Raw genomic sequence first — 24051 nt, forward strand, 5'->3', positions numbered from 1 at the left:
CGGCGCCTAGTCTAGAGTGCAAATCCCTGAGATCCAGCAAGTCTTTTCACTTGCGTTTATGTATACCCCTATTTCGGAGGGGCGTCCCATCGTTTCGCCTTGCCGGACCCGCACGAGACCAGAGTCAGCCAGCAAGCTGCTGCTTTGACTTAGGGCACAGGCAAGAGCAGCTGCTGCAATACCGGTCGCTGCATCTTCGGGATATCCGGAATTGTTGGGAAACTGTCGCGCATGGAAAAGCCATGGAGCATCGCCCTTGGCAAATGGATAGAGCCCCGTCGTTTCCAGCTTCTGGCAAAGAGGTCCAATTGCAGCCCAGTCTGGCTTTAGGTTCTGCAAGTCTGCGACCGATTTCAGCTCCACGACGGTTTTCACGCGACTGGTCTTCGCATTCGCGACGAAACCGATGGTGCCTGGGGCTATCTGTAGCACTCTGGCTATGTCTTGTAGGTTCGTGTCAGACAGAACTTGAACCTCTCCCCAAGGTTGCGAGATTGAAATTGCTTCTGGAGCGCGTGAAACCTTGGCCGTGACTAAGCCAGAGGGCGTCTCGATTCTAAGCACTTCCACTCTGGGTAGGCGTCCAATTTCGCGCAGGATCCAAAGCGCGCCGATAGTCGCGTGACCGCACATGGACATCTCATGTTCAGGAACAAAGAAGCGCAGGCGAAGATGGTTTTCGGAGCTTTCTGGGCGTAGGACATATGCGCTCTCGAAGCCTTGGGCCTTCGTCTCTGCAAGCATCAAAGCAGAGGACATGGAGTCTGCATCAAGCCATATCGGTGCCGGATTACCACCTCCTGAACCAGCAGTAAAAACGGACGGCAGATACATGGTGGGCGAGGTCATTATTTAATCCTTTTCGTTGCGTTGAAGGAAGTTATGTCACGTTGTGCCAGGCGGTTATGGATTAGCACGAGACAAACGACAGCAACACCGGCCAACTGTGCCGAGGGTTCAGGCCAGAGAATGCAGCCGGCGCACAGCGCTAGAACAGTGCGGGACGTTGCTCCCAACCGGCCGAAGGCTTGGCCGGTTCCGACCATCGCAATGGTGGCTAGGGCAGCCAGTCCGCTAGCAGTTCCTATGAGCGCTTGGTTTGCGCCTTGATCGAAAAGCAAGCCATGGTAGACGAACAGTAGCGGCATAATGTAAAGACCCTTGCCCATAAGCATGGCCTTTAAACCTGTCCTTGACGGACTTCCTCCCGATATGCTGGCGGCAGCATAGGCGGCGAGGCAGACCGGGGGCGTCAGCAGCGAATCCTGGCTAAGCCAGAACATGGCCATATGTGCGGCGACGGGCGAGACTCCGAGCGAGATTAGCGCCTGTGCCCCAAAGCTTGCCACGATGATGTAGGAAGCCGTAACCGGCAATCCCATACCTAGGAACAGCGAGATGACGGCAAGAAGCGCGATAATCAATAGGGAATTGGCCTGCCCGAGCATATTCAGCGACTGTGCCATCGCCACGACCAGACCGGAGGTCTCTACACAGGTTACGATGATACCCGCGCAGATCAAGACAGCGGCAGTCGGCAGCAATGTTCGAAACGTCTCACGGCAAATACTTGGGATCTGTTTCAACCCAATACGGTGTGGCCCGAACCAGCTACATACGACAACTGCTGCGCAAGCCCATCCGGCCGCATAGACTGGAGAGTAGCTGGCAATCAGCATACCGATCAGCAGCAGTATTGGCCCGAGAAATGACAACCCCTCGGTAATGTTCATTCGAGGTGCATCTCCATCAGGCTGTGCTTGTCGATCCAGCAGGCCTTCGCGTTTCAGTTCGAGATGGACTGTGAAGGATATCGATAGGAAATAAAGCAGTGCAGGTATGATCGCGATCATCACTAGTTCGCTGTAGGGCACCCCTGTCCAATCCGCCATAATGAAGATGCCAGCACCCATTACCGGCGGTATGAGTTGAGATCCGGTCGATGCGGCAGCCTCCACTGCACCTGCGCTCTCTTTCGAAAGCCCGGAGCGTTTCATAATCGGGATTGTCAGCGTTCCTGTTCCGGCGACATTGGCGACGGCGCTTCCGCTAACAGTGCCCATAATTGCGCTGGAGAGCACAGCTACATGCGCTGATCCTCCAGGAATGCGCCGCATCAGGCGGATGGCACCCGAAATGATGAACTGGGTCGCACCCGCGGAACGCATCAGGGTACTGAGCAGCACGAACATGAAGATGATCGTGGCCGAAATAGTGGTTGTTGATCCTAGCAGTGCCCCGTCCTGCCAGAACATACGATAGCTCATTCGGTAGGGAGTCAGACCGCTGAAGAAGAACATCCCATCGAACAGCCGTCCCAGACCTAAGACATAGATCCCCGTAACGGTGGCGATTAGAGGGATTACCCAGCCTGCAAGGTAATAGGCCAAAGCTAGCACTGATGCAACAGCCGTAGCGGCCATGACCTGATCCATTAGGTTCAGGCCGTACCTAGCGAAGACTTGGTCGACATTGAGCAGGAAATAGACACCTGTCACAGCTCCCGCGATCGCCGCAAGCAACAACAAGATTCCGGCGATACGGGAGCGGCTTTCCAGCGCGAGCTGGCCAAAACCTAGCGCGAGGATTGTCGACAGGTGCCAGGCATTAATCGTGGAATCGGATGTTGGGATGAAGATAATGAGTGTGAGGTGCAGGACCACCGCGGCGCAGGCTAAGGTCGTCCACACCTTCCGGCCGTATTGGGTGAGGGATATCATAGGATAAGCTCTTATTGGTATTCGGAGGGGCGACTATCTGTATGGAGAGGTCGCCTTGGACGTCGTTTAAGGTTTAGTTCTGCAGACGATCCGGGATCGTGATGCCTTGTTCTGCGTAGAACCTTTCCGATCCGGGGTGCAGTGGCACTGGAAGACCGTCAAGCGCTGTATCGAGGCTAATAACCTTGGCGGCGCTGCTAGCAGCGTGAAGCACGTCGAGATTTTCGAATATCGATTTGGTCATTGCATAGACCACCTCTTCGGGCACATCGGCATGCACGGCGAGAAAATTCGGTTGCATGATTGTTTGGATCGCCTTGTTCTGATTCGGATATGTCCCCGCCGGGATCTCGACCCTTGCAAACAGGCCGTCCGTAGCCTCCGATATCTGCTCCACCTGATCATCTGTCACTTCGAGGATGACGGTGTCCTTGGCTGAGGTGGAAAAGATTTGTGAAACTGCAGGCGTAGGAATGCCACCTGCTGCGCTCATGCCCGCTATTCGCCCGTTCTGGAAAGCTTCCGCCGCGGCGTTGTATTGCATGTTAGTAACTGAGAAGGCATTTTCGGGGTCTATGTCGACGGCTTCTAACAACAGTCGGGTTGTACCTTCGGTGCCCGAGTTACGCGGCCCGATCGAGAAGGCACCCCCGAGCTCCGCCATATCCGACAAGGTGCCGGTTTTAGCGTAGTCCTTGTGGATGACAAACTGGTCGTAATCAGGCCAGAGTGACATGATTGAACGCAGTCCCTCGACTGGCGGTCGCCCTTCGCGCAGGCCTATGCCACGGTAGCCGTCTCGTCCGTAGATGCCGAACATGATCGCGACCTGTGCTTCGTCGCGCGCGATCAACTCAATATTTTCGGCTGATCCACCAGTAGTGATCGGCGACATCCGCACCGACTGATCGGCGAGCTGTTCGGATACAAGCGTGGATAAGGCAACACCTACTGGGTAGTAGGTTCCACCAGAAGACCCTGTGGCCAGAGTAAGATTCTGTGCCTCGACATCTACTGCGAAAGATGTGGAAAGCAGGACCGCTGTTAACGCAAAATATTTCATATAAAGTTCTCTCGGTTATTTGTTTGATTTAGAGAAGACTTTACTAAAATACTTTGGCTTGTGATTTGCTCGGCGGGCCTTAACTTTGTGCCGATCGGGCCATTCGAATTTCACGGGGTGTGCAGCCGAGATGACGTCTGAAAGCGCGCGTGAAACTCGACGCGTTTTCGAAACCTACCTCAAGCGCGATTAACTGAATTGATAAATCGGTGCTCGATAGCAGTCGCTTTGCTTCCCTAAAGCGCAATTTAAGATGTATTTCTCCGATTGAATACCCAGTGTGTTCCCGAAAAAGCCGAGTAAGGTGTCTTCGTGAAATCCCTAACTTACTCGATAGCAGATCTAGATCAACGTCCATGCTGAGGTCCTCTGTTAAAGAGTTAATTACTGCATGAGCGATATGTCGGCCATGCTCAGCAACAAGCGATGTCCCTGTATCTCTAGAAATAATGCTGCGTGCAAGGCAGTCTTGGATCAGGATGTCCGCAATATCAGAGCACTTATTTGCCAGGTTACCGGATTTGTTATCCAGGTTACGTTCTAGAACACCGAGAAGTACTGTCGCGTCTTTACTGAGTTGCCAAACTCCGCTTCTCGTATGTTTGCTTCCTAGACCCGAGTGTTTCAACAGATATTCTTCGAAGTCTTTGTGCAAATAAATTGCAATATGTCGTTGTTTTTGTGTAATGGACAAAGTTTTGTGGCAGATCCCAGCAGGAATAATAAGAACGTTGCTTTGCATCGTCCAACGGTGAGTATCAAACTCGTCGGCCGCTACTTTGAATGTGCCCCATGTAGGAAAAAGGAGCATCGTATGGTCCTCATGGCTATGCAGTCCCATCTGGTAACTAGGAATGGTTTCAAGTATCGAGTGAAGCCTCTCGACGTTGCTGAGATCGACCATGTGAGCTCCTGACTATTCATTTCAGATATGACTTATATACCTAGGCTTATCCGCATACTCATGCCAAAAGTGGCAGTATGCTAAGCCTCGTAAGGGTGTAAAACGATCACATTTACCTTCAGACAATATGCCACGCAGGGCTGCATACACAGCGAATCAAGCGTCATCTCTCAGTTATACACCAGTCTGCTTCACTAGGTTCGAAGTCACCGTGAATCGCCCCGAAATTTTAGACAACACCTGGCCTTATGTTTGCAGTGTAAGGGGATCCCCAGATTGGTGAATTAAAGTGTTTAAATAAGAATTTTATCTAATCATAAGCCTAAATCAGCTTTAACTAATTGTCTGCTTCTGGCCGATAAGCGACGGCCTGAAATAGGTCTTCGTTTATTCTCATCAAACTTCTGTTTGTTCTGCCATCGATAGTGGAAAGGTGAATGACTGAGTGGCAAAGGGTGCCGTTCCTAGGTGTACGATAAAGGCACTGTCGACCAACTAAGAAACCATGAGGGAGAGCACACCGATGGCCATGGGCTAGGTTTGGCGCCACAGGGGCAGTCCCAGTGATAGGGGGGACATCTGGGTGTTCACAAAGTCTCCAGGGTATGACAATCCCGGGGATAGTACGTCAAATCACGACGAGGCTCAGCTCGACAGCCCTTCGTGACCAGGCACGAAACCGCCCAGCAGTCGTTCGATTTCTTTGGCAGGCATCGGACGGTAGAAGAAGAAACCCTGGATGAGGTCGCAATGCATTTCGCGAAGCAATGACAACTGTTCGGCGTTCTCGACGCCCTCTGCCACCACTTCGAGTCCCAATCGATGACCGATGAAGATGGCACCCTCCAAAATCGCCCGATCCTTCGGCTGTGTGGGAGCGTCGTGGATGAAGGAGCGATCAATCTTCAGGGCGGTGACTGGAAAGTGTTTGAGATAGCTCAGGGAGGAGTAACCGGTTCCGAAGTCGTCGATAGCAATGCGAATACCGCGATGATAGAGGCGCCACAGATCCTCGAGGACGGTCTCCTCGGCTTCTATCAGGACATTCTCGGTTAATTCGATGCCGATATCCTGCGGACTTAGGCCGAGTCGCTGCAGCGTGTCCTCGAAGCTCTTGAGGGCTTCGGGCCGTAGCAGTTGACGACCCGATACATTGATATCGATGCGGTGCTCATGAAATCCCTTGGCACGCCATTCCACCTGCTGGCGGCAAGCCTCTTCGATGACCCAGTCGCCCAGACGATGGATCACACCGGTGCGCTCGGCCAGCGGGATAAACTCGGCAGGCGAGATTGGCGGGCCTTCGGCAGGCTCCCAGCGTAGTAAGGCCTCGAGATTCTCTATTCGCCCACTGGCCGCCGAGACCTGGGGCTGGTAGTGGAGGGAGAATTCACCGTTATCCATGGCTTCCTCGAGCCGCGCCGAGAGATAGTGCTGGCGAACCAGCTCATCATGGAGCTTCTGTTGGAAGAAACGTACAGCACCCCGACCATCCAGTTTGGCACGATTCTTGGCAACATCGGCATTACGGATCAATTCGCGTGACGATTCACCATTCTCGGGAAAGAGGGCCACACCCAGGCAGGCCGTGACCTGACACTCCCGGCCATCCAGGACGAAAGGTTCCCGAAAGACATTCTGGACATGACGCACGACCCGTCTGGCATCGGGGGCTAAGTGGACGCCGGGAAAGGCCAGCACGAATTCATCGCTAGAGACACGGGACACCAGGTCAGTGACTCGCTGGCACTCTCTCAGTCGCCGAGTCAGCTCAATGAGTAGGTGATCGCCCTGATCATAGCCAAGGGCATCATTGATCTCGACGAAGTGATCAATGTCCAGGTAGATGGTTGTCAGGCCATTGCCCAGGCGTCGACAGGAATCCAGCAGACTGTCCAGGTCGACCTCGAATGTTTGGCGGTTAGGGAGATGGGTGAGGCTGTCGAAACGGGTGGCGAATTCCAGGTCGCGGTGGGCGCGCTTTTGGTCGGAAAGATCGACATCCACGCAGAACAACAGGGGGGAGTCGGTATGCTCATTGAGCATCAGATGCTGCGAAAAGACCGATACCAGTTCACCGGTTTTGTGCTTGAGCTGGAGTTCATCGGCGGGTATATCGACCCCATCTTTGATCCAGGCATCATGCGCCTGGATCACCCCGTCACGCATGAAAGCAGGAATGATCAGATCTTCCAGTAACTGTCCCTGGGCTTCCTCAGCGGTATAACCATAGAGACGAGTGCTTCCCTCATTCCAGTAAATCACTCGCCGATCACGATCATAACCCTGAACCGCCACCTTCGGCAGACTCTCCAGCAGGGCGCGGAATCGCTGCTCACTCTCCAGATATTGGCGACGTACTAACTCGACTTCTTCCCTGCTGGCATTATGCGAATCAATGCCATTAGTTGAAGGTGTCTTTGACGCCTTCAACACGAGCGCACCGGAAAACTCCCTGCGGTTCTTCTTCAGGCGTTCCGGATCTCTGTGATGTCGGAAATCGCTGGCAGCCATGGGGTCCACTTAAACTATCAAAAGCCATCATAGGGGCAACAATAGGCACTTTGTTGTGATTATCCTACACCTTGTAGGAGATAACCTACACATATACGTCATCAAAGGTCTGATCCCGTTTTCAACAAAATCACTATTTTTTTAGTACATTTCTTTGACATATTGTTGCAAATCTTTTCATTTTCCTCCTGTTGACCGTTGTGTTTACACCGGCAACACCGGGCAAATCCGCCCAGTTAACAGGAGAATACCAACATGAAACTGGATACACTCAAGCAGGGTTTCGACCTCGCCTCCATGCCTGCCAATTCACTCGCCGATTATTGGAATCCGGGAGTGACAGAGGCGCTGAGGCATCAGGATTGGGCGAAAACCAGTATTCGGGAACGCATCGATCTGACCGCCTGGCAGGGGTTTACCACTGACCTGCCGCGCGATCCCTACGTTAACCAGCGATGGAAGCGGATGTCATGGCTCTCCCTGAATGATCAGGGCGATGTCGAGGATATGGGCCAATGCCCCATGGCCCAAGGGGGGGCTTTCAACGACGCGGAAAGCATGGCGGATCGCCTGCGGTACTATGATCCGCTGACTCGGGAATTCATGGTACGCCCCGATGTGAAGGCCTTTGTTCGCGCCTGGGCAAGTCTGTGGAGTATTGGTGTGCACGAACCCATTCTAATGCAGATCACCGGGGTTCGCGGAGAAGGCAGCATCGACCCTCTTCAGGGACAGGGAATTCATGCCGATGGCTGCAAGGCCCTAAGCATTCTGGTCATCAATCGGGAAAACGTGGCGGGCGGCGAAAACCACCTCTACGCAGACAAGGCTGGCACGCAACCCTTGGTCGATATCACCCTGAATCCAGGTGATATCCTTCATCTGAACGATGACCGGATATTCCACAGTGTCGACGGGATCGAGCAGCTCGACAGCGAGGCACCCTTCGAGCGATTCATTATCATCATCAACAGCCGCTTCGTGGACGACTTCCAGAACCGTGTGTTGCGTCGCCACTTCCCGGAAGCGGTCCTCAATGAGAGCTCCTGACACTCTCGGTACATTGAGAACCTAGCAACACCCACGCCCCCGAACTCCGGGGGCGTCTTGGTTGTGCGCCAGGGATGGTGCGTAGCGCCTGATACAGCGTGTCCGCAAGATCTTCAAGCTTGCAGAGAGCGCAACATCCGACGAAAGCTCGAAGAGCGGGTTCCGGCCAGCACAGCGCTCCGCTCCGCATTATGTCAGAGTCGCCTAAAAGACCGCTTTTGGCCGATAGGTGACTTTAGCCCGCCCGGAACGCGGAGTGTCCCAGCTCCTATAAGTTGCCGTTGAGGAGCTATGAGGAGGCCACGCAATAACACTTGAATTGTGCCGCACACATACAACGTATTGGGCAAGGCTCCAAAACAGCCGGAATTACGCAGAACAAGTTAGCTAACAAACAGGACTTTTTATTGTATGGACTCGTCATTGGCATAAAGCTCGCCGTATCGAGCCAGTATTGTGATCATGGCCCGTCAGAGGTTCCACATTGATCACTCAGGGAGCTCAAAAGCAAAACATCGATTGGTTTTATCATTGCGTAATATCATAAATCGACTGACGCGTTTTATGACGATCCTAATCATTACTGTACGGGATCAAACACGGCAATAGTCGTAGTTAAGCTTTACTGTTTTTCTAAAAACATCGATTTGGCAATTTTTTGAGTGGCTTTTCTTTCTATACTTTGGAGATATAACGCCTACACCCTAGCGGAGGCCCCATGCAAATTAAACTCTTGTTTGTTGAGATGAATAAGGGACTCGCCACATACTGCGCCGCTACCTTACTGCCTCTGTTAGCTTTTTTGTTCTCTTCCAACTCGCTAGCCATTGGTTTGGACTCATCAGACATTTTGCCTGACTGCTCAAGTGAATATCACTTTGAAACAGAGCGAGACTCATGTGGGATAGCTCATCTTTATGTCACTAAACGTTTTATGGAAAGCTGTAGAGCTACGCAGCAAAGAATATTTGACAATTCGATTCCCAGGAAAGACGGTTGCGACTTGCGTACACGTCCCAACATTGTCGTCTTGGAGTTTGATACTGAGTCTTCAGATGACCTAGAGAATTTCGTCAATAATCGCAATCCTACACATTTTTTCTCCGCTTTACGGCTGACCATTGTTAACAAGATGCGGGACTTTGACCCCAATACAGGCCGACCCAGTGGGGACCCATTTACCCTCAGAGTCGACAGCCGCTTGGCAGATGACCCAAGTCGCATCAGACCACCTACCGCTCTGCTAACACCAGATGAAACGCCTAATTGGATGCACGGCAAAGCTCAGGAGTTCTATGACACGGCACTACCGTCATACACTGCGGCTGCCGAAGAATTGCAGACACAAAATGCGATTGCCCAGCACCGTAGGGATACGCATCGACCCTCAAGAGAAGAGAAAATCATGAGTGCGCTGCAAGCTCAAATGGACGAGTCATTTAGAACCCTCGATGCAATGGGCGAACAATGTAAGACCTATCGGCGTGATAACGATTCTTTTGCTGCTTTGATGTGTTTATTTTCTGGCGGTGGAACTATGAATTCCAGAACGGGTAATGTGGAAGTCACCTCGGTCACGATAGACCACTGTATGATTGCCGATGAGGGTAACGTTTTATGTCGATATCGCGCCGATGCAACAATGACTGGTTCTGGAATGATGCAGCAAATTGCCTCCGTGTTTAATACTAGTACTCTTTTTAATGGCTGGACTTGGACATCCTTCAGAATCAGTGGCGATAGTTGGCATGTTGAGAGAACTTATGACAGATGTACTAAAACTGATAGAGGCTACTCATGTAGTTACTATCAGTAGGCTTTTATTCCATTGGCGATGACTATGTGTTGAGTTTGGAGACACACACATTCGATAAGCTTTGCAGGATATGTGCGATTTTGGCCGATTTCGACACGGACTAACATCGGCCGACTTTTGTCAATATCAAACTTCTGTCTGTTCTGCCATTTGCAGGCGTCATCTACCGTATCGTTCAAAGCACAGACAATCGTGCAGGAATGCTACGTGGTAAGGGTAGTTTGTGCAGTGGATGGGGAGACTAGCCGACCCTTGCGGGCCGGCTGTGTCGGGGAAGGTCCCTAAGATCAGCGAGCTATGCGGGTACTGGCATCGGTAAAGCCGGAAAGCGAAATATCCAGGTCCATGCGTTCACCGCGTGGATCAATCATGCTGAGGGTTGCCGTACTGCCACTGCGGAGTTGCTGCAGCATCGACGCTTGAATGGGCGCGTCAGCACGGCACCCTTGCTCTTGGCAGACCTGATAGGGGAACTGTATTGGCTCACCGTTATCCACACTCAATTGCAAGCCCGCGGCCAGACGTACTCCCAACGGCACGAAGAAGCTCATCACGGGGTCATCGATCTGGGGCGGATAGTCGAGAATCACCTGCATCAAGGGCTGGTTGCTGCCAGGTTGAGTGATCAGTTGCGACATCGCACAAGGGGTCGGACCCCCGGCATTACGCTGGCAACGAACCTCCCAGTCCTGGAACGACTCGGTGGTGACATTATTACCGGAAGCCGCCCCCGGTTGTTGTTGGCTGAAGGCATTGGTAGACAACACCAAGATCGATAATAGCCCTATCTTGCATAGGTTTTTAGTAAGATTGTGCGGCATTGGCGTAACCTCCTGTTGATTCGTTGATGGTGGATAATAACACTCACCATGCCTGCTTGTTCGCTTGAGGTCGAGCCCCTTGGTTTACGAAAGGGTAGTTGGGCGGCTCAACTCCGCTTGAACCGGTTTATTCGGTATCCGACAAGCTCTCTTCCATCTCTACCTGTCCGCGTCGCTGCATCCAGCGCATCACGATCCAGCACAGCGCTGCCCAGCTCGCCCCTGCTGTCCAGCCGGCAAGTACATCGGTCGGCCAATGGACGCCAAGATAAACGCGGCTCATGCCCACTAACAGCGTCAGCAATATCGCCAGTATCAGAAGGTAAGCCTTCAGCCTCAGCGCGGGCTGAACGAGGTTGAGTAGCGCAGCCAGGGTGAGGTAGGTCACGGCAGACATCATTGAGTGGCCGCTGGGAAAGCTCGCGGTGTAGACCATGGCTTCATGAGGCACGAGATCCGGGCGAGGGCGATCAAAGCCCATCTTCAACACGGTACTGAGTAGTATGCCGCCGGGCACTGCAATTGAGGCAAAGAGGGCGGCTCGATAGCGTCTGGCAAGTAACAAGTAACCCAGAGCGCCTAGCGTGATGAGGACCAGCACGCCGACACCGCCAAGCGCGGTAAAGTCCCGCCCCATTTCTTCGACCCAGCCCGGCCCGATTGGGTCGCTAAGATCCGCGGGGTTGCGAAGGGCGAGCAGCAGGCTCTCATCGACGCTCTGGGTGTCCCCCTCGGTGACTTCGTCGGCCAGTGCGACGAACCCCCAAACCCCGCCAGAAAGTACCGCGACGCATAACAGCATCGCTAGCTCGTAGCGGCCGAGCCGAGCCAGCAAGGAAACGCTATGGCGTCCAACCTGTCTAATTTTTCCATCGTGCTTCATTGGCAACTCCTTTGCTTTGATCCTGAATTCAACTAATAAATGATACGCAACGCCGGTTCAAAGTGATTAGCGACGCGCTGGGAATGAGCCCGGTACACGTGAGTCGGACCTTCTCGATGCTGCCTAAAAGGGGGCCGGTGATCCGAGAACGCCAGCACGTGAAGTTGCCCGAACCGGGGCATTGGCGCGGCTAGTCTAATTCAATAACAGCTACATCGATGAGCTATTATCTCCCTCATCTTCTGAACTATTAAGAGCGAGCCCATAAGCAGGATGGCTATTACATTCGCTCTATAAGCCGCAAAACCTCATGGTTTTGGGTCTTGGCGTTGGCATAGTAGATCGCTTGCATGAGCAGGTTGTCGGCGTCGTTGATGGCGATAGGGCTTGGCACCAATAACGTAATGAGGTCGCGTCCAAGCTCATCAACATCAACTTCCACCGTGATGGCAGATTGTTGGCTGCTGGGCTGGCGAATAGCGTCGCGCAAATCCGTTAGGCTTCGCAGCGTGGTCAACAACCCAGTGACCACAATGGGGTCCGGCGTATAGTCAACGTCAGTCGGGGGATGATCATCCATCCCTAACGGGGGCAGCCCTCCATTCATCCGGGTTGCCGCTTCACGATATACGGCAATGGCCGTGTCGACGGCCTGGACAAACAACTGGCTATCGTCTGCGTTTAACGTTATTTGGGTCATGCGTCGCACCTTTATTCAGCTTAGGGTGGTCCGGCAAGGTCAGACGTTCCTAGGAGGGTAGTCCCTAGACGGAACTTTGTCGCTACACTGCGTTGCTTGCTACTCCACTCGCAAGTCTAGTCGTGGTTACGTCACTGCATCGACCGATCTGAAAGGACTATTGCACATGCTAAGGCCAGTTATGCCAGTGACATTGCATTTGTGCGACTGAACCCCTCCTAGCCGAATTGGCAACTTTCCTGCATATTAACAATGGGTCGGATGACTTCCCGCTGGCATACATACGTTAGCCACCATAATAGCGATAGCGCTTAAGCAAGAGGGTTGCACCAATGACAGGGACTAATAAGCCATCAACGTTGGGACTGTTACGCGATAACCGCGTAAAGGTGATCTTGGTCATCGCGATTATTGCCGTGGTCTGGGCCGTGGTGGCACAGACCATTGCTGGGTCGCGTCAAGACAATTTGGAAGCACTCGAAACGCAACTGGCTGAAACCGAGCGTGAGCATCAGCAGATTCAGGCGCAGATGTCCGAGGTTGAAGCGGCGGAGCTGGACTTGGCAACATTGCAGCAGAGGATGAATGCCCTTGAGGCTGAACAAGCCGAGGCGGAAGCCGCGCTTGCTTCAACGCGCGCAGACATTGCCAATGCTGAAGAGGATTTGTCCGCGTTACGCGGTGAGAGTGAAACCCGCGAGGAAGAAGTGGAAGCCCTCAATGAGCAGATAGACGAACGAGAGAGCCGCCTTGAAGAGCTGAATCAGACCTACGCCGAGGTAGAAAAAGAGAAAGAAGAGGCAGAAGCCGCCCGTGATGCTGCTCAACAGTCTCGTCAAGACGCAGAAGACGCACGCAGTGAGGCTGAAGCAAACCTTGAAGCGCTCAACACCGAGATTGAAGAGGCCAATTCCCAGCTTGCCGCAGTGGGTGAACAGGTAAGTGATTTAGAAGAAACGCGTGATGCGCTCACCATTGAAATCAACTCGCTCAGAGTGATGCGCGACGAAGCGCAAACGCCTTAAGGCTCGCTAGAGCTTCGTACCGAGTTGGATGATGATCGCCTGTTTGCGGCCTACGATAACAACCGGCGCTAGCGTTGATGAGCGCGACAAGCGCTATGGCTGCGAAGCGTCTTACACTCTACTGAACGTTTCTTAATCCAGGCGATACTATCCGATGCATCGGCGATTTCTGTTACCTCTTTATCTCTTGGGCTTGCTGGTCTCGCTGGCTGGCTGCGGGGAAACGCCCACCGGGCGCTCCCAGCTGGCATTAGTGCCGAACTCGCTAATGGCTGACATGGGGGAAGATACCTTTAATCAGCTACGCAATAGTCAGCCGCTCAATCGCGATACGCAGGCTAATCAATTGGTCCAGTGCGTGACCGAAAAAGTGGTGGCTGGCGCTGAGGAAAGTTACCCAGGGCTCGCTTTCCCCGAGCGCTGGGAAGTGGTCGTATTTGAAGATGCTTCCCCCAATGCGTTTGCTCTGCCCGGTGGACGCATCGGGGTGCATAGCGGCCTACTGCGAGTGGCTGAGACGCCAGCCCAGCTAGCGGCGGTGATTGGGCACGAGGTGGGGCATGTGTTGGCGGACCATGGCAATGAGCGGCTTACCCAGCAACTTGGCATTAAAGCCGTGTTATTGGTGGTGGGGTTATTAGGGGAAGAGGAGTTTGGCAACCAGCAATTGATGCAGGCCTTGGGTATTGGTGCCCAGTTGGGCATTAGCCTGCCTTTCAGCCGTACCCATGAGGAAGAGGCCGATTTGATGGGCCTCGAGATTATGGCCCGTGCGGGATTTGACCCGCAGCAGAGCGTGACCCTGTGGCGCAACATGGCTGCTGCCGGTGGTAGTCAGCCGCCTGAATTTCTCTCTACGCACCCCGCCCATGACTCTCGCATTCGCGCATTACAGCAAGGGTTGGAAAAGGCCACGACCACCTATCGCACGGTAACGCCTGCGGAATGTTGAGGTGAGTGGCATCTCGTTGCTGATAAAATAACGAGAATTGCCACGGTACACGCTCCGACGGTAGGTGATCGCTCCCGATGCCCCCATCTCTGCTCATCCTGCTCGCCGACGCACTCTTAATTCTCCACGTACTGTTTGTGGCCTTCGTGGTATTGGGCTTATTCGCTGTGTATGTGGGCTATTTCCTGAACTGGCAGTGGGTGCGCAATCGAGCGTTCCGCATCGTGCACCTGTGTGCCATTGGCTATGTGGTGGTTCAGGCCTGGTTGGGCGTGGTTTGCCCGTTAACCAACTGGGAAATGGCGCTAAGGGCTAAGGCGGGAACCGCTACCTATTCGGGCTCGTTTATTCAGCATTGGCTGCAGAGCCTGCTTTATTACAGCGCTCCTGAGTGGGTGTTTATCGTGGTTTACACCCTGTTCGGCACCTTAGTGTTGGCAAGCTGGTTTGTGGTGAAGCCTCGTCAGCGCGCTCCCTAGAATAGGGTGTGTACTAAACTTGGCATAACTTACCGTGATTGGGAGCAAACCCATGCGGCACCTATACCTGATGCGCCACGCCAAGGCCAAACAGCCCAGCGGTGATATGACCGATCATGAACGGCCACTACGGAAGCGAGGTAAGCATCAGGCCGCTGCCATGGCGCCTGTACTTCATCGCTGGCAGGCGTTGGAAGGGGAGGTTTACGTCAGCACGGCGGTTCGCACCAGGAAGACCTTCGATAAGAACCTAAAGCAGCTACCTGAAGCTAATTTGGCCAAACATGTTCACTTCGATAAAGCCCTTTACACCTTCGATGGCGAAGCGCTACTGGCGTGGCTCAAAACTCTGCCCAACAAGGCCAATAGCGTATTGGTGATTGGCCACAATCCCGCCTTGCTCGATCTAGCCCGTTGGCTCTGCGAAGAGGCACCTGACGCGCTGCCGACCGGCAGCATGCTGCATTTCTCCCTGCCAAATACTCCGTGGGCAGCCATGGAGCGGGGCTGTGCTGAGTTAGTGGATAGCCTGACACCCAAGGAAGCCAGCTATCCATTTTTCCAGCGCCTTGATGCCCCGAAGCCGCCTGACAAGTGCAACGCTGAGACGGCCAACCATATTCGTAATCAGTTGGAGCAACAATATCTGACCGTCAGGGCTTTAGAGGCTGGGGTCATCGCGGGCGTCGATCCTGAATTTTTGCATCAGTACCGCGTTAATCTGCGCCGCAGCCGAGCCGTTGGCGAAGCGGTACTATCTACCACCAAGGTCCCTGGCCTTAAGAAGATGCTTAAGCGGCTCAAGCATCGAGCGAACGCCACCAGTGACCTCCGCGACCTTGATGTGTTTCTGAAACACCTGAGCAAGTCTCCACCTCAGCTTTCAGCGCGCGCTCGCCAGGGCCTTAAGCAATGGCTACAGGGCTGTCGGCAGGAGCAGCATAAAGCACTGTGCCAGCAGCTAAACTCGCCGGAGTACGCCGAAGAGTTGCAGGGCTGGCAGACCTTTCTTGCTTCCAATGACTTTGGGAAGGCGCTCTCTAAGCTCACGCCAAAGCGTATCAATACGGTGTTGAGCGAGCGCATAGCTGGCCACGATAACGATCTGGCAGCCCTCTCGTTGGACGCCGGTGATACTCCCTTTCATACGCTGCGCAAACGCGTAAAACGCATCCGCTACCTGGCCGATCTCAACCCAGCAACTACCCCGCTATTTCTATCCGAATTGAAGCGTCGCCAGAGCCTGCTTGGTAACTATCAAGACCTGTGTACGCGTCAGGCCTGGATTGAGGCCTTCGCTGAAAGCCTCGATAGCGATGCACAGCAGAAGCAGGAGTGCGAGGCATGGCGCGCCTCTATAGAGGTGAAGAAGCAGCGTCTTCGCGAAGATGTATTGGCGTTAACACCGCTGGCTGATGTTAAGACGTAACCTTTAAGACGTCACACGTATTGATTAATAGCCTAAACGGTTCGCAATCCATCTGGCGAAGCGCATTAGGTGAATTAAGCTGAAATCATGGGTGTGGCATAGTCAGGCATGCTTTCTCTCGTATGGTGTCTATGATTCAGCTATCCCATATCGCTAAACAGCTAAACGAAAAGGAAGTCTACGATGGCGAAAAAACCGATAGGTAATGGAAACGGCAGCACACCAGCGGGTGAGTCACTCGCCACTGTCTCATGTGGCATCGAAAAATTGCTATTGGCAGCCCTAGAGCGTGGCGGCAGTTGCCTGGAAACCGGGCGATTTCTGGTTAGCTATCGTGAGGGGCGAGTGGAAGAGGGGATTAAATACCTTAAAGCTCAGAACTTTCGCGTGGCCGATGCGCGGGACTTCACTGACCAAGCCGTTAGCCTGGAGGATTCTGGTGACGCTGAGGCAATGGTATTTCCAGAGCTTGGCGTGGCCCTGGTAGGCGGCGATGCTCTACAGCAGCACGGCCTTAGTGCGCTGGGTAAGGTCGCCGCGGATAGCCCCATCGAAATTATTGAGCCAGAGTATTTCGCCTTTTCTGAAAATTCTGAATATCTGCGGGGTTTTTTGCGGGCAGCCAGCACTATCGCCCGTGACCTGGGCGTTGAGCTGGATGAGGGCGAAGAGAACCTTGAAAAGGACGCCCTTCGGTCAACTTGGGGGTTAAACCGCTGCAAAGTGCCGCAAAGTAGCTGGAGCGGTGCGGGTATAAAAGTTGCCGTGTTGGATACCGGGATGGATCTAGGTCACCCGGATTTTGAGGGAAGGGAGCTCGTAACCCGCTCATTCGTCGGGGAGCCGGTTCAGGATATCAACGGCCACGGAACACACTGTATCGGCACGGCCTGTGGCCCCCAATCACCCGGCGGCAACACGCCCCGTTACGGGGTCGCGTATGAAGCGCAGGTCTTCGTCGGCAAGGTACTGACCAACTCGGGCAGCAGTACCGGGGCGGGTGTGCTCGCTGGCCTGAACTGGGCCATCGCCAACCGGTGTGAAGTAATCTCGATGTCGCTTGGCAGCCAGAGCCCTGTGCAGGCCGCTTACACCCATGCTGGTGAAGCGGCACTGCGTAATGGGTGCCTCGTTATCGCTGCGGCAGGTAATTCAGCAACCAATACAGGGGCGCCTGCCAACTCGCCTACCGTAATGTCGGTGGCATCTTTGGATCCGAACCTGAACCCCTCCAGCTTTTCCAATCATGGCAAGATTGAGATTGCCGCGCCTGGGCGCGATATTTTCTCCTCATGGCCCCGGCCCACTCGCCATAAGACGATTAGTGGCACCAGCATGGCGGCACCACATGTGGCAGGCTGCGCGGCACTGTGGGCGCAATCTGATGCCTCATTGAGGGGAAGGAAACTCTGGGAGCAACTGGTGGCTTCGGTGCAAGAGCTGCCATCACCGGAATCCGACGTGGGAGCAGGGTTAGTGCAAGCTCCCTGATGCTGGACGCGCGCTGGGCAGGCGCTCATTTCAGGCGTCCCCGTGCACTTACTATGGAGATATGCCAGATGCCAACGGTAGCGCTATGGTTGATCACTATTTCCAGCGATCAACCAATAAATGAAATGGCAACGCGCCTCAGCGCTGAAGGGTTAACCATCCAGGAGGTGCTGGAGGAGATTGGCTGTATTACCGGCTCGGCTGACGATGCCACGGCGGAACGGCTGAAAAAGATCAAAGGCGTAGTGGATATAGCGCCTGATATGCAGATCGATATGGGGCCACCGGGCTCTGAGGAAACTTGGTAAGCACCATTAATATTTCGCTCGGTGTTATGTGAATCATGGCTTCAATAGAGAAGTGACATGACGATCCCCGCTAAGAACACCATTTGGCGGTTTAACTAGGGCATTATGAGCACTGCAACTCATATGTTACAGTATGTAAGTGCCCATTACCCGCGCCAGAAAAAATCTGATATCTCTGGTGGTGGGTGGCGTAAAGCTATCCAGTACCGGAAACAGATGATGAGAAAGCATGTACCAATACCTGCTGAATTGCGGGCCAATTTTCTTCTTAATCAATATTCCCTTTCGCGTCGACTTGGCTACTTGTTGTCCTGCGTTGTACTGGTGTTATTGCCCGTTTTTACCATTTTCGACGCGACACTAGTCAGTTATTCAAACGAGGGGTCAGTGTGTAAACATATTCTCCTACGCTTGCCCACCGTCATTCTGGCAATCATCTTTCTGGTGCTCCACCACTATAAAACCCAGGGCTACTGGGCTTATCTGCTGCTGATGGCGTTGAATCTTTCCCTGGTGGGGATGATGGCTACCATGTTCGCTTTACACTATTCGGAGCAAGGCGTGCATCTTATCTATATTTCCCAGGGTCTCACCATGGGTATTATCGCCGTAGCGACGGCCACTGTTTTCGGTACTAGAGATCTGGCTATCATCTACGGCCTGCCTCTTCTGGCAGTAGTAATTTTTCTAGCTTTTACAGGCAGCACGTTTCCCGATAACCCCATTCATTTAATCTTCATTCCTACTGCCATGGGCATAGGCGCAGTCATTGCGACTATGCTGCACCAGGAACAACTGCGTACTTTTATGGCCAGCCAGCAGCTTGAGCATAATGCGTTGACTGACGCGCTGACCGACTTGCCTAACCGCCGCTCCATGCAAACACAGCTTCAAGCAGAGTGGAGCCGCGCTAAACGCGACAAGCGGTGCTTTGCTGTGTTGATGGCCGATCTGGATCACTTCAAAGCTGTTAATGACCAGTATGGCCATGAGATAGGTGATGAGGTGCTCACTATCCTTGCCAGCCGGTTCACCGCCACCCTTCGCGGTGGAGATTGGGTCGCCCGTTGGGGCGGAGAAGAATTCCTGCTGCTAGTGTCTGACGCCACCACAACGAGCGCTCTGGCGGTAGCAGAAAAGGTACGTCGATCAGTGGCTGAACCAGTCTTTGCCACCTCTGCAGGTAACTTGGCGATTACAGTGAGCCTTGGGGTGGCGCTTCACCGTCAGAATGAGAGCATTGACGAAGTTATCAGCCGCGCCGATAAGGCGCTTTATCGTGCCAAGCAAGAAGGGCGTAACCGAGCGGTGTTAGCAGAAGGCCATAAAGGTGCGGATATCCTGGGCTAGCGATCTCCGCACTAAACAAAAGACAGTTTAGATCTAGGTTATTGAATCGTTTATTAGGCCGATTCGGCTACTGCCTCCTGCATTAATACCTCTTGTAAGTCAGCAACCAGAGCTTCAACCTTACCTAACGCCTCGACAACGGAAGTCTCCAATACCTCGCCGCCCACTTCTTGGCCTTCGATAGCTATGTAGTGAAGGCGGGTAATGCCGATAAAACCAAGTGCTGTGGCCAGATTTGGCTCCAAGTGATTCATATGGGCCATCTCTCCACCGGGGTCAAAGCCTATGCCGCCTCTGGCTGTAAGAATAATCGCATGCCTTGGCCGATCATCCAGTTTTGGAATGAAAGGATCGGTCGGGTTGCTCTCATCAATATCCACTGTTCGGCCAGCGCGCACTACTTGGTCGATCCACGCCTTAAGGGCGGCAGGCATACCGAAGTTGTATAGCGGCGTTCCGATTACCACAATATCAGCAGCAATTAGCTCATCAACTAGCTGATTGCTTTCTGCAAGCGCGTCCTTCATCCAGGGTTCTAGGCTCAACTCGGGTGTGAAAGCAGACGCAATCCAGTCGTGGTTGATAATCGACGGCGGGTTTTGACCTATGTCGCGATAGGTAACCGTGTCTTGCGGCCGGCCTGATTGCCACTGGCTGACAAACTGATAGGTTAAATGGCGACTATGCGAACCGTGGTTATCTGTGCCAGCAATGCCGGGGCGGGCGCTAGCGTCTATATGCAGGATGTGTGTCATGGTGACCTCCTAATATGAGTTTAACTCATCTATGATTAACAACAGGCTTAGCTTAGACTGTGCCTTTAAGCCTAAACAAACGATCTTTTCTTGCCGCTATAGATGAGTAGATCTCATTCATGAACCATCGCCGATTACCCTCTCTTTCGTCACTTCGCGCTTTTGAAGCGGCTGCCCGCCACGAAAGCGCAAAGCAGGCCGCACAAGAGTTGTCGGTCACCGCTACCGCTATTAGCCACCAAGTCCGAGCACTCGAAGAGGCGCTGGGTGTCTCGCTTTTTTTGCGTAAACCCCGTCAATTGGAGCTGACACCTCAGGGCCGGGAGCTACAACAGGTGTTGGAAACAGCCTTTGATAGCATCAGCAGTGTCGTCGAGCGGCTAAGCGCTGTACCTGTTCGCCAAACCGTTACACTCTCTACAACGCCAGCTGTTGCGGTACGCTGGTTGCTGCCCTGGGTGTGTATTCTGCGTGACTCTCATCCGGGTATTGATCTACGTATTCATGCTTCTCATGAGCCGGTAGCGCTGGACGGGGTAACGGCAGATATTGCCATTCGCTATGGCGATGGCCGCTGGCCGGGGCTAATGGCTGAGAAACTGTTTGATAACACCTTCATCCCTACCTGCAGTCCTCAACTTGGATTGCATGAGGTAAGCCAGCTAACGTCACACTCACTGATTCACTTTCACCCGCAGGAGTCTGTAGCTGCACCCATAAACTGGGCTTTATGGCAAAGGCAAGCAAAAGTGACTGGGCTGGACGTGAGTGCCGGGCTGGTATTTTCTGACGAGACCCACGCTATTTCGGCCGCTGTAGGTGAGCAGGGTGTGGCGCTGATGAGCCGCCAGTTGATTCAGGATGAGTTGGAAGAGGGGCGTTTGGTACAGCCCTTTGGCCCGGAGCTCGAAGGCAAACCGTTCTTTCTGGTCTACCCCGAAAGTCGACGGCATGATCCGACAGTTCTGGCTATACGCGATTGGGTGTTGGCTGTGCCTGGCGGGCTATGTACGTTATCTCATTAACAAAGCGTAAATAGCTTTATACCGTTATCTTGTGATTCATCATGGCTGGGTATTCTTGTGCTCCTAGCCGACACTGTGCGAATCAATGTTGGCAAAATGGTGATCAAAGCAAGGAGAGCTGTCCAGTTGTGGTCAGCGGTAACTTTTAATTAGCCACCTACAGGAGCGATTCGATGGAAGTGATCAGCGATATCATCGTCGCCGAGTTTTCGGATTTTAATGACTTGAGCGAATTTGTTGTTGTGGTAGTTCGGCTATTGATAGCGGCCCTGCTGGGCGGGCTACTCGGACTCGAACGCGAACAAAGCGGTAAACCTGCCGGTATACGCACCCATATGCTGGTGTGTATGGGCGCGGCGTTATTTATCTTAATTCCTCAACAAGCCGGTATTTCAGACTCGGAGATGAGCCGGGTTATTCAAGGCGTCATTGCAGGGATTGGCTTTCTTTGCGCCGGTACCATTATGACCGGCAATGATAAACAAGGCGCAACAGGGCTAACCACAGCGGCAGGCATTTGGTTTACGGCTGCCATTGGTATAGCTGTTGGATTGGGCCGGGAGCAGACGGCGGTATTATGTACAGGGTTAGCCTGGGTGGTACTTTATGTGGTGCCTTTCTTTTCACGTTCAATTAGTAAGAAAAAGTCAGTACGTTCAGAAACTAGGGAAGATAACCCGAGAATTTGATGAGATCCGGCTACAAAGCACTCGTTGGCTCGACTGAGTAAAGCGTTAGACTTACTGGTAAAAGTGGTCTTTTCGGCGACAGTTATGCGGCCAAGTGGAAGCCGCTCATTTTTGGCTGGATCTTTTCCTTCTTACCCCACTGCTTTTTGTCTTGCTATAACTCTTCCTTGTCTTACTCGTACGCTTGGCCGGGCCGCCGGCCTCACCCTGGGCGCTTTGCAGGCTCTGCCTGAGCTTGGCTGCATCGCTGTGAGTGAGCAAGCCGTGTAAATCATCCAATAGCGCCTGCTGAAACGCGCCTGGGTCGTCTTGCTGTTCGGAAATCGCTCGCAGGCGCTGTTCCCAAAGCGCGGTGCGTTCAGGCGTGCTTACGGCACTGGGCAGGGCGGCGATCAGTGCGCTTCCCAGCTTGGTGGCACGCAGGGCTTTTTGCTGGCGCACCAGGTAGCCGCGCTGTACCAGGGTTTCGATAATGCCTGCGCGGGTGGCTTCGGTGCCCAGGCCGTCGGTGTCGCGTAGAGTTCGGCGAACATTGGGGTCATCCACATAACGTCCAATGTTCATCATCGCCTTGATCAGGCTGGCGTCGGTGAAAGGCTCTGGCGGGCGGGTTTCCTTCTCCTCTACGCCTGCGCCCATCGCCTGGCAGGGCTCGCCTTGGGTCAGCGGCGGCAGCGGTGGTGTCTCGTCGCGGGTTGTGAATAGCGGTTTCCAGCCGGGGTCCAGAATGCTTTGACCCCGGGCGCGGAAGGCCTCATTGAGCAGAGTAAACTCCGCTTTTACTTCGAAGGTGCGCAGCGGGCGGTAAAACTGCGCCATCACGTTGCGCACGATCAATCTGAACACATGGCCTTCGGTTGCGGAGAGCTGGCTGAAATCAGCGGGCTTGCCGGTAGGGGCGATGGCGTGGTGGGCACCGACCTGCTTATCGTTCCACGCCTTGGAGCGCAGCGTGAAGTCCGCGCCCTTTAGCCACTGCTGAAGTGCATCATCGTTTTGGCAGGCGCTGGTTAAGCTACGTTGAGCAAGCTGAAGGTGCTCTTCCGGCAGGTAGCGGCAGTCCGATCGCGGGTAGGTGATCAGTTTGTGGCGCTCATATAGCCGTTGGCAAATATCCAACACCATCTGCGCGGAAAGCCCGTGGCGGCGGGCGGCGTCTACCTGCAGGGCCGATAGCGAGTAGGGTAGCGGCGGCGCTTGGCGTTTTTCCTGCTGGTCGAGCTTGGTCAGGCGCCCTGATGCGCCGGGTAACTGAGCCGCCAGTTCATCGGCGGGCCTGTGGTCAATCAAGCGGCCTTGATCATCAAGGGGTTGGTGCTCTTTGGGTGCCCACCAGGCGCGCAGTTGGCCCTGGGCAACCTTGAGATCCACCCACAGCGGGTAGAATGGATGGGGTTTGAAATCCCGAATGGCGTTATCGCGGCGTACGATCAGCCCCAGCACCGGGGTTTGCACACGGCCGACAGAAAGCACGCCGTCATGGCCCGCTTGACGGCCGGTGAGTGTCCAGGCGCGGGTTAGGTTAATGCCGTACAACCAGTCGGCGCGGGAGCGAGCCTGGGCCGCTTGAAACAGCGGCTGGTATTCGTTGTTGGAGTGTAGCTTGGCAAGCGCCCGGCTTACTGCAGGTTTATTAAGGTCGCTGATCAGCAGCCGCTGTACCGGGCCGCGATACTTCATGTACTCGATCACTTCCTGTACCAGCAGTTGGCCCTCGCGGTCAGGGTCACCCGCGTGAACCACATCCGTTGCTTGTTTGATCAGCTTGCGAATCACAGCCAACTGGCCCCGTGCCTTGGGGCGCGGCATCAGTTTCCACTGCTGCGGCACGATAGGCAGTCGGTCAAGCCGCCACTGTTTGTCGGCGGGGTCGTAAGCTTCCGGCGGCGCTTGCTCTAATAAGTGCCCCAGGCACCAGGTGACAGTGGTGTCGCCACACACCATGGCGCCATCCTGGCGTTTGCTAGTGCCTGGTAACGCCTCGGCAATGGCTTGGGCGAGGCTGGGTTTTTCGGCAATTATCAGGCGCATAGCAGCGAAGCCTTCATCGTATCCTTGGATGACGCCTATGGTAGCA

General features: G+C 53.8%; 21 protein-coding genes. 11 read left to right on the forward strand and 10 right to left on the reverse strand.

Features of this window, described 5'->3' with window-relative positions; genetic code table 11:
• Positions 1–6: 6 nt before the first annotated feature.
• From QEN58_RS07950 to QEN58_RS07970, 5 genes are all read right to left on the reverse strand, one after another.
• The gene (locus tag QEN58_RS07950; protein WP_280106568.1) at positions 7–849 is read right to left on the reverse strand and encodes a PhzF family phenazine biosynthesis protein; all 843 of its coding nucleotides are present in this window, start codon (positions 847–849) and stop codon (positions 7–9) included.
• Positions 849–2720: a TRAP transporter permease gene (locus QEN58_RS07955; RefSeq protein ID WP_280106569.1), complete on the reverse strand. Its 1872-nt coding sequence runs from the start codon at positions 2718–2720 to the stop codon at positions 849–851. The genes QEN58_RS07950 and QEN58_RS07955 overlap by 1 nt, the downstream gene beginning before the upstream one ends.
• Before the next feature lie 73 nt (positions 2721–2793).
• Positions 2794–3783 carry a TAXI family TRAP transporter solute-binding subunit gene (locus tag QEN58_RS07960; protein ID WP_280106570.1) on the reverse strand — a complete coding sequence of 330 codons (990 nt, stop codon included), beginning with the start codon at positions 3781–3783 and terminating at the stop codon, positions 2794–2796.
• A 79-nt stretch (positions 3784–3862) separates the two neighbouring features.
• Positions 3863–4687 carry an AraC family transcriptional regulator gene (locus tag QEN58_RS07965; RefSeq protein ID WP_280106571.1) on the reverse strand — a complete coding sequence of 275 codons (825 nt, stop codon included), beginning with the start codon at positions 4685–4687 and terminating at the stop codon, positions 3863–3865.
• A 645-nt stretch (positions 4688–5332) separates the two neighbouring features.
• Entirely contained in the window at positions 5333–7201 is a 1869-nt protein-coding gene (locus tag QEN58_RS07970; protein ID WP_280106572.1) for a putative bifunctional diguanylate cyclase/phosphodiesterase, read from the reverse strand.
• A gap of 255 nt (positions 7202–7456) precedes the next feature.
• Here QEN58_RS07970 and QEN58_RS07975 point away from each other — a divergent pair, with 255 nt between their 5' ends.
• Together QEN58_RS07975 and QEN58_RS07980 are read left to right on the forward strand one after the other, a co-directional pair.
• Positions 7457–8251, forward strand: coding sequence for a 2OG-Fe dioxygenase family protein (locus QEN58_RS07975; RefSeq protein ID WP_280106573.1), 795 nt, complete (start codon positions 7457–7459; stop codon positions 8249–8251).
• Positions 8252–8969: 718 nt separating this feature from the next.
• Positions 8970–10067 carry a hypothetical protein gene (locus tag QEN58_RS07980; protein WP_280106574.1) on the forward strand — a complete coding sequence of 366 codons (1098 nt, stop codon included), beginning with the start codon at positions 8970–8972 and terminating at the stop codon, positions 10065–10067.
• Between the two features lie 287 nt (positions 10068–10354).
• Here QEN58_RS07980 and QEN58_RS07985 read toward each other — a convergent pair whose 3' ends face one another.
• The 3 genes from QEN58_RS07985 to QEN58_RS07995 form a co-directional block, all read right to left on the reverse strand.
• Positions 10355–10888, reverse strand: coding sequence for an invasion associated locus B family protein (locus QEN58_RS07985; RefSeq protein WP_280106575.1), 534 nt, complete (start codon positions 10886–10888; stop codon positions 10355–10357).
• Between the two features lie 127 nt (positions 10889–11015).
• Positions 11016–11771 carry a phosphatase PAP2 family protein gene (locus QEN58_RS07990; RefSeq protein WP_280106576.1) on the reverse strand — a complete coding sequence of 252 codons (756 nt, stop codon included), beginning with the start codon at positions 11769–11771 and terminating at the stop codon, positions 11016–11018.
• 280 nt (positions 11772–12051) lie between these two features.
• The gene (locus tag QEN58_RS07995) at positions 12052–12471 is read right to left on the reverse strand and encodes a hypothetical protein (RefSeq protein ID WP_280106577.1); all 420 of its coding nucleotides are present in this window, start codon (positions 12469–12471) and stop codon (positions 12052–12054) included.
• 332 nt (positions 12472–12803) lie between these two features.
• On the opposite strand from QEN58_RS07995, the gene QEN58_RS08000 reads away from it, so the two are divergent.
• The 7 genes from QEN58_RS08000 to QEN58_RS08030 all read left to right on the forward strand — a co-directional run bounded on the left by QEN58_RS08000 (position 12804) and on the right by QEN58_RS08030 (position 19505).
• On the forward strand, positions 12804–13496 hold the full coding sequence (locus tag QEN58_RS08000) for a hypothetical protein (protein ID WP_280106578.1): 693 nt from the start codon (positions 12804–12806) through the stop codon (positions 13494–13496).
• A gap of 154 nt (positions 13497–13650) precedes the next feature.
• Entirely contained in the window at positions 13651–14448 is a 798-nt protein-coding gene (locus tag QEN58_RS08005) for a M48 family metallopeptidase (RefSeq protein WP_280106579.1), read from the forward strand.
• Between the two features lie 77 nt (positions 14449–14525).
• Positions 14526–14927: a DUF2784 domain-containing protein gene (locus tag QEN58_RS08010; protein ID WP_280106580.1), complete on the forward strand. Its 402-nt coding sequence runs from the start codon at positions 14526–14528 to the stop codon at positions 14925–14927.
• Between the two features lie 52 nt (positions 14928–14979).
• A complete protein-coding gene (locus QEN58_RS08015; RefSeq protein ID WP_280106581.1) occupies positions 14980–16356 on the forward strand; it encodes a CHAD domain-containing protein in 1377 nt (458 codons plus the stop codon).
• 183 nt (positions 16357–16539) lie between these two features.
• Positions 16540–17847, forward strand: coding sequence for a S8 family serine peptidase (locus QEN58_RS08020; protein ID WP_280106582.1), 1308 nt, complete (start codon positions 16540–16542; stop codon positions 17845–17847).
• A gap of 68 nt (positions 17848–17915) precedes the next feature.
• The gene (locus QEN58_RS08025; RefSeq protein WP_035578737.1) at positions 17916–18155 is read left to right on the forward strand and encodes a hypothetical protein; all 240 of its coding nucleotides are present in this window, start codon (positions 17916–17918) and stop codon (positions 18153–18155) included.
• A 387-nt stretch (positions 18156–18542) separates the two neighbouring features.
• Positions 18543–19505: a GGDEF domain-containing protein gene (locus QEN58_RS08030; protein WP_280106583.1), complete on the forward strand. Its 963-nt coding sequence runs from the start codon at positions 18543–18545 to the stop codon at positions 19503–19505.
• Positions 19506–19558: 53 nt separating this feature from the next.
• Here the strand turns inward: QEN58_RS08030 and QEN58_RS08035 are convergent, their stop codons facing one another.
• Positions 19559–20260 carry an FMN-dependent NADH-azoreductase gene (locus QEN58_RS08035; RefSeq protein ID WP_280106584.1) on the reverse strand — a complete coding sequence of 234 codons (702 nt, stop codon included), beginning with the start codon at positions 20258–20260 and terminating at the stop codon, positions 19559–19561.
• Between the two features lie 119 nt (positions 20261–20379).
• Here QEN58_RS08035 and QEN58_RS08040 point away from each other — a divergent pair, with 119 nt between their 5' ends.
• The gene (locus QEN58_RS08040; protein WP_280106585.1) at positions 20380–21285 is read left to right on the forward strand and encodes a LysR substrate-binding domain-containing protein; all 906 of its coding nucleotides are present in this window, start codon (positions 20380–20382) and stop codon (positions 21283–21285) included.
• Between the two features lie 173 nt (positions 21286–21458).
• Entirely contained in the window at positions 21459–21974 is a 516-nt protein-coding gene (locus QEN58_RS08045) for an MgtC/SapB family protein (protein ID WP_280106586.1), read from the forward strand.
• A 105-nt stretch (positions 21975–22079) separates the two neighbouring features.
• Here QEN58_RS08045 and QEN58_RS08050 read toward each other — a convergent pair whose 3' ends face one another.
• Positions 22080–24005, reverse strand: a complete 1926-nt coding sequence (locus QEN58_RS08050) for a DNA topoisomerase III (RefSeq protein WP_280106587.1) — start codon at positions 24003–24005, stop codon at positions 22080–22082.
• Between the last annotated feature and the right edge of the window lie 46 nt (positions 24006–24051).

This window comes from Halomonas alkaliantarctica, assembly GCF_029854215.1.
Lineage (GTDB): Bacteria > Pseudomonadota > Gammaproteobacteria > Pseudomonadales > Halomonadaceae > Vreelandella > Vreelandella alkaliantarctica_A.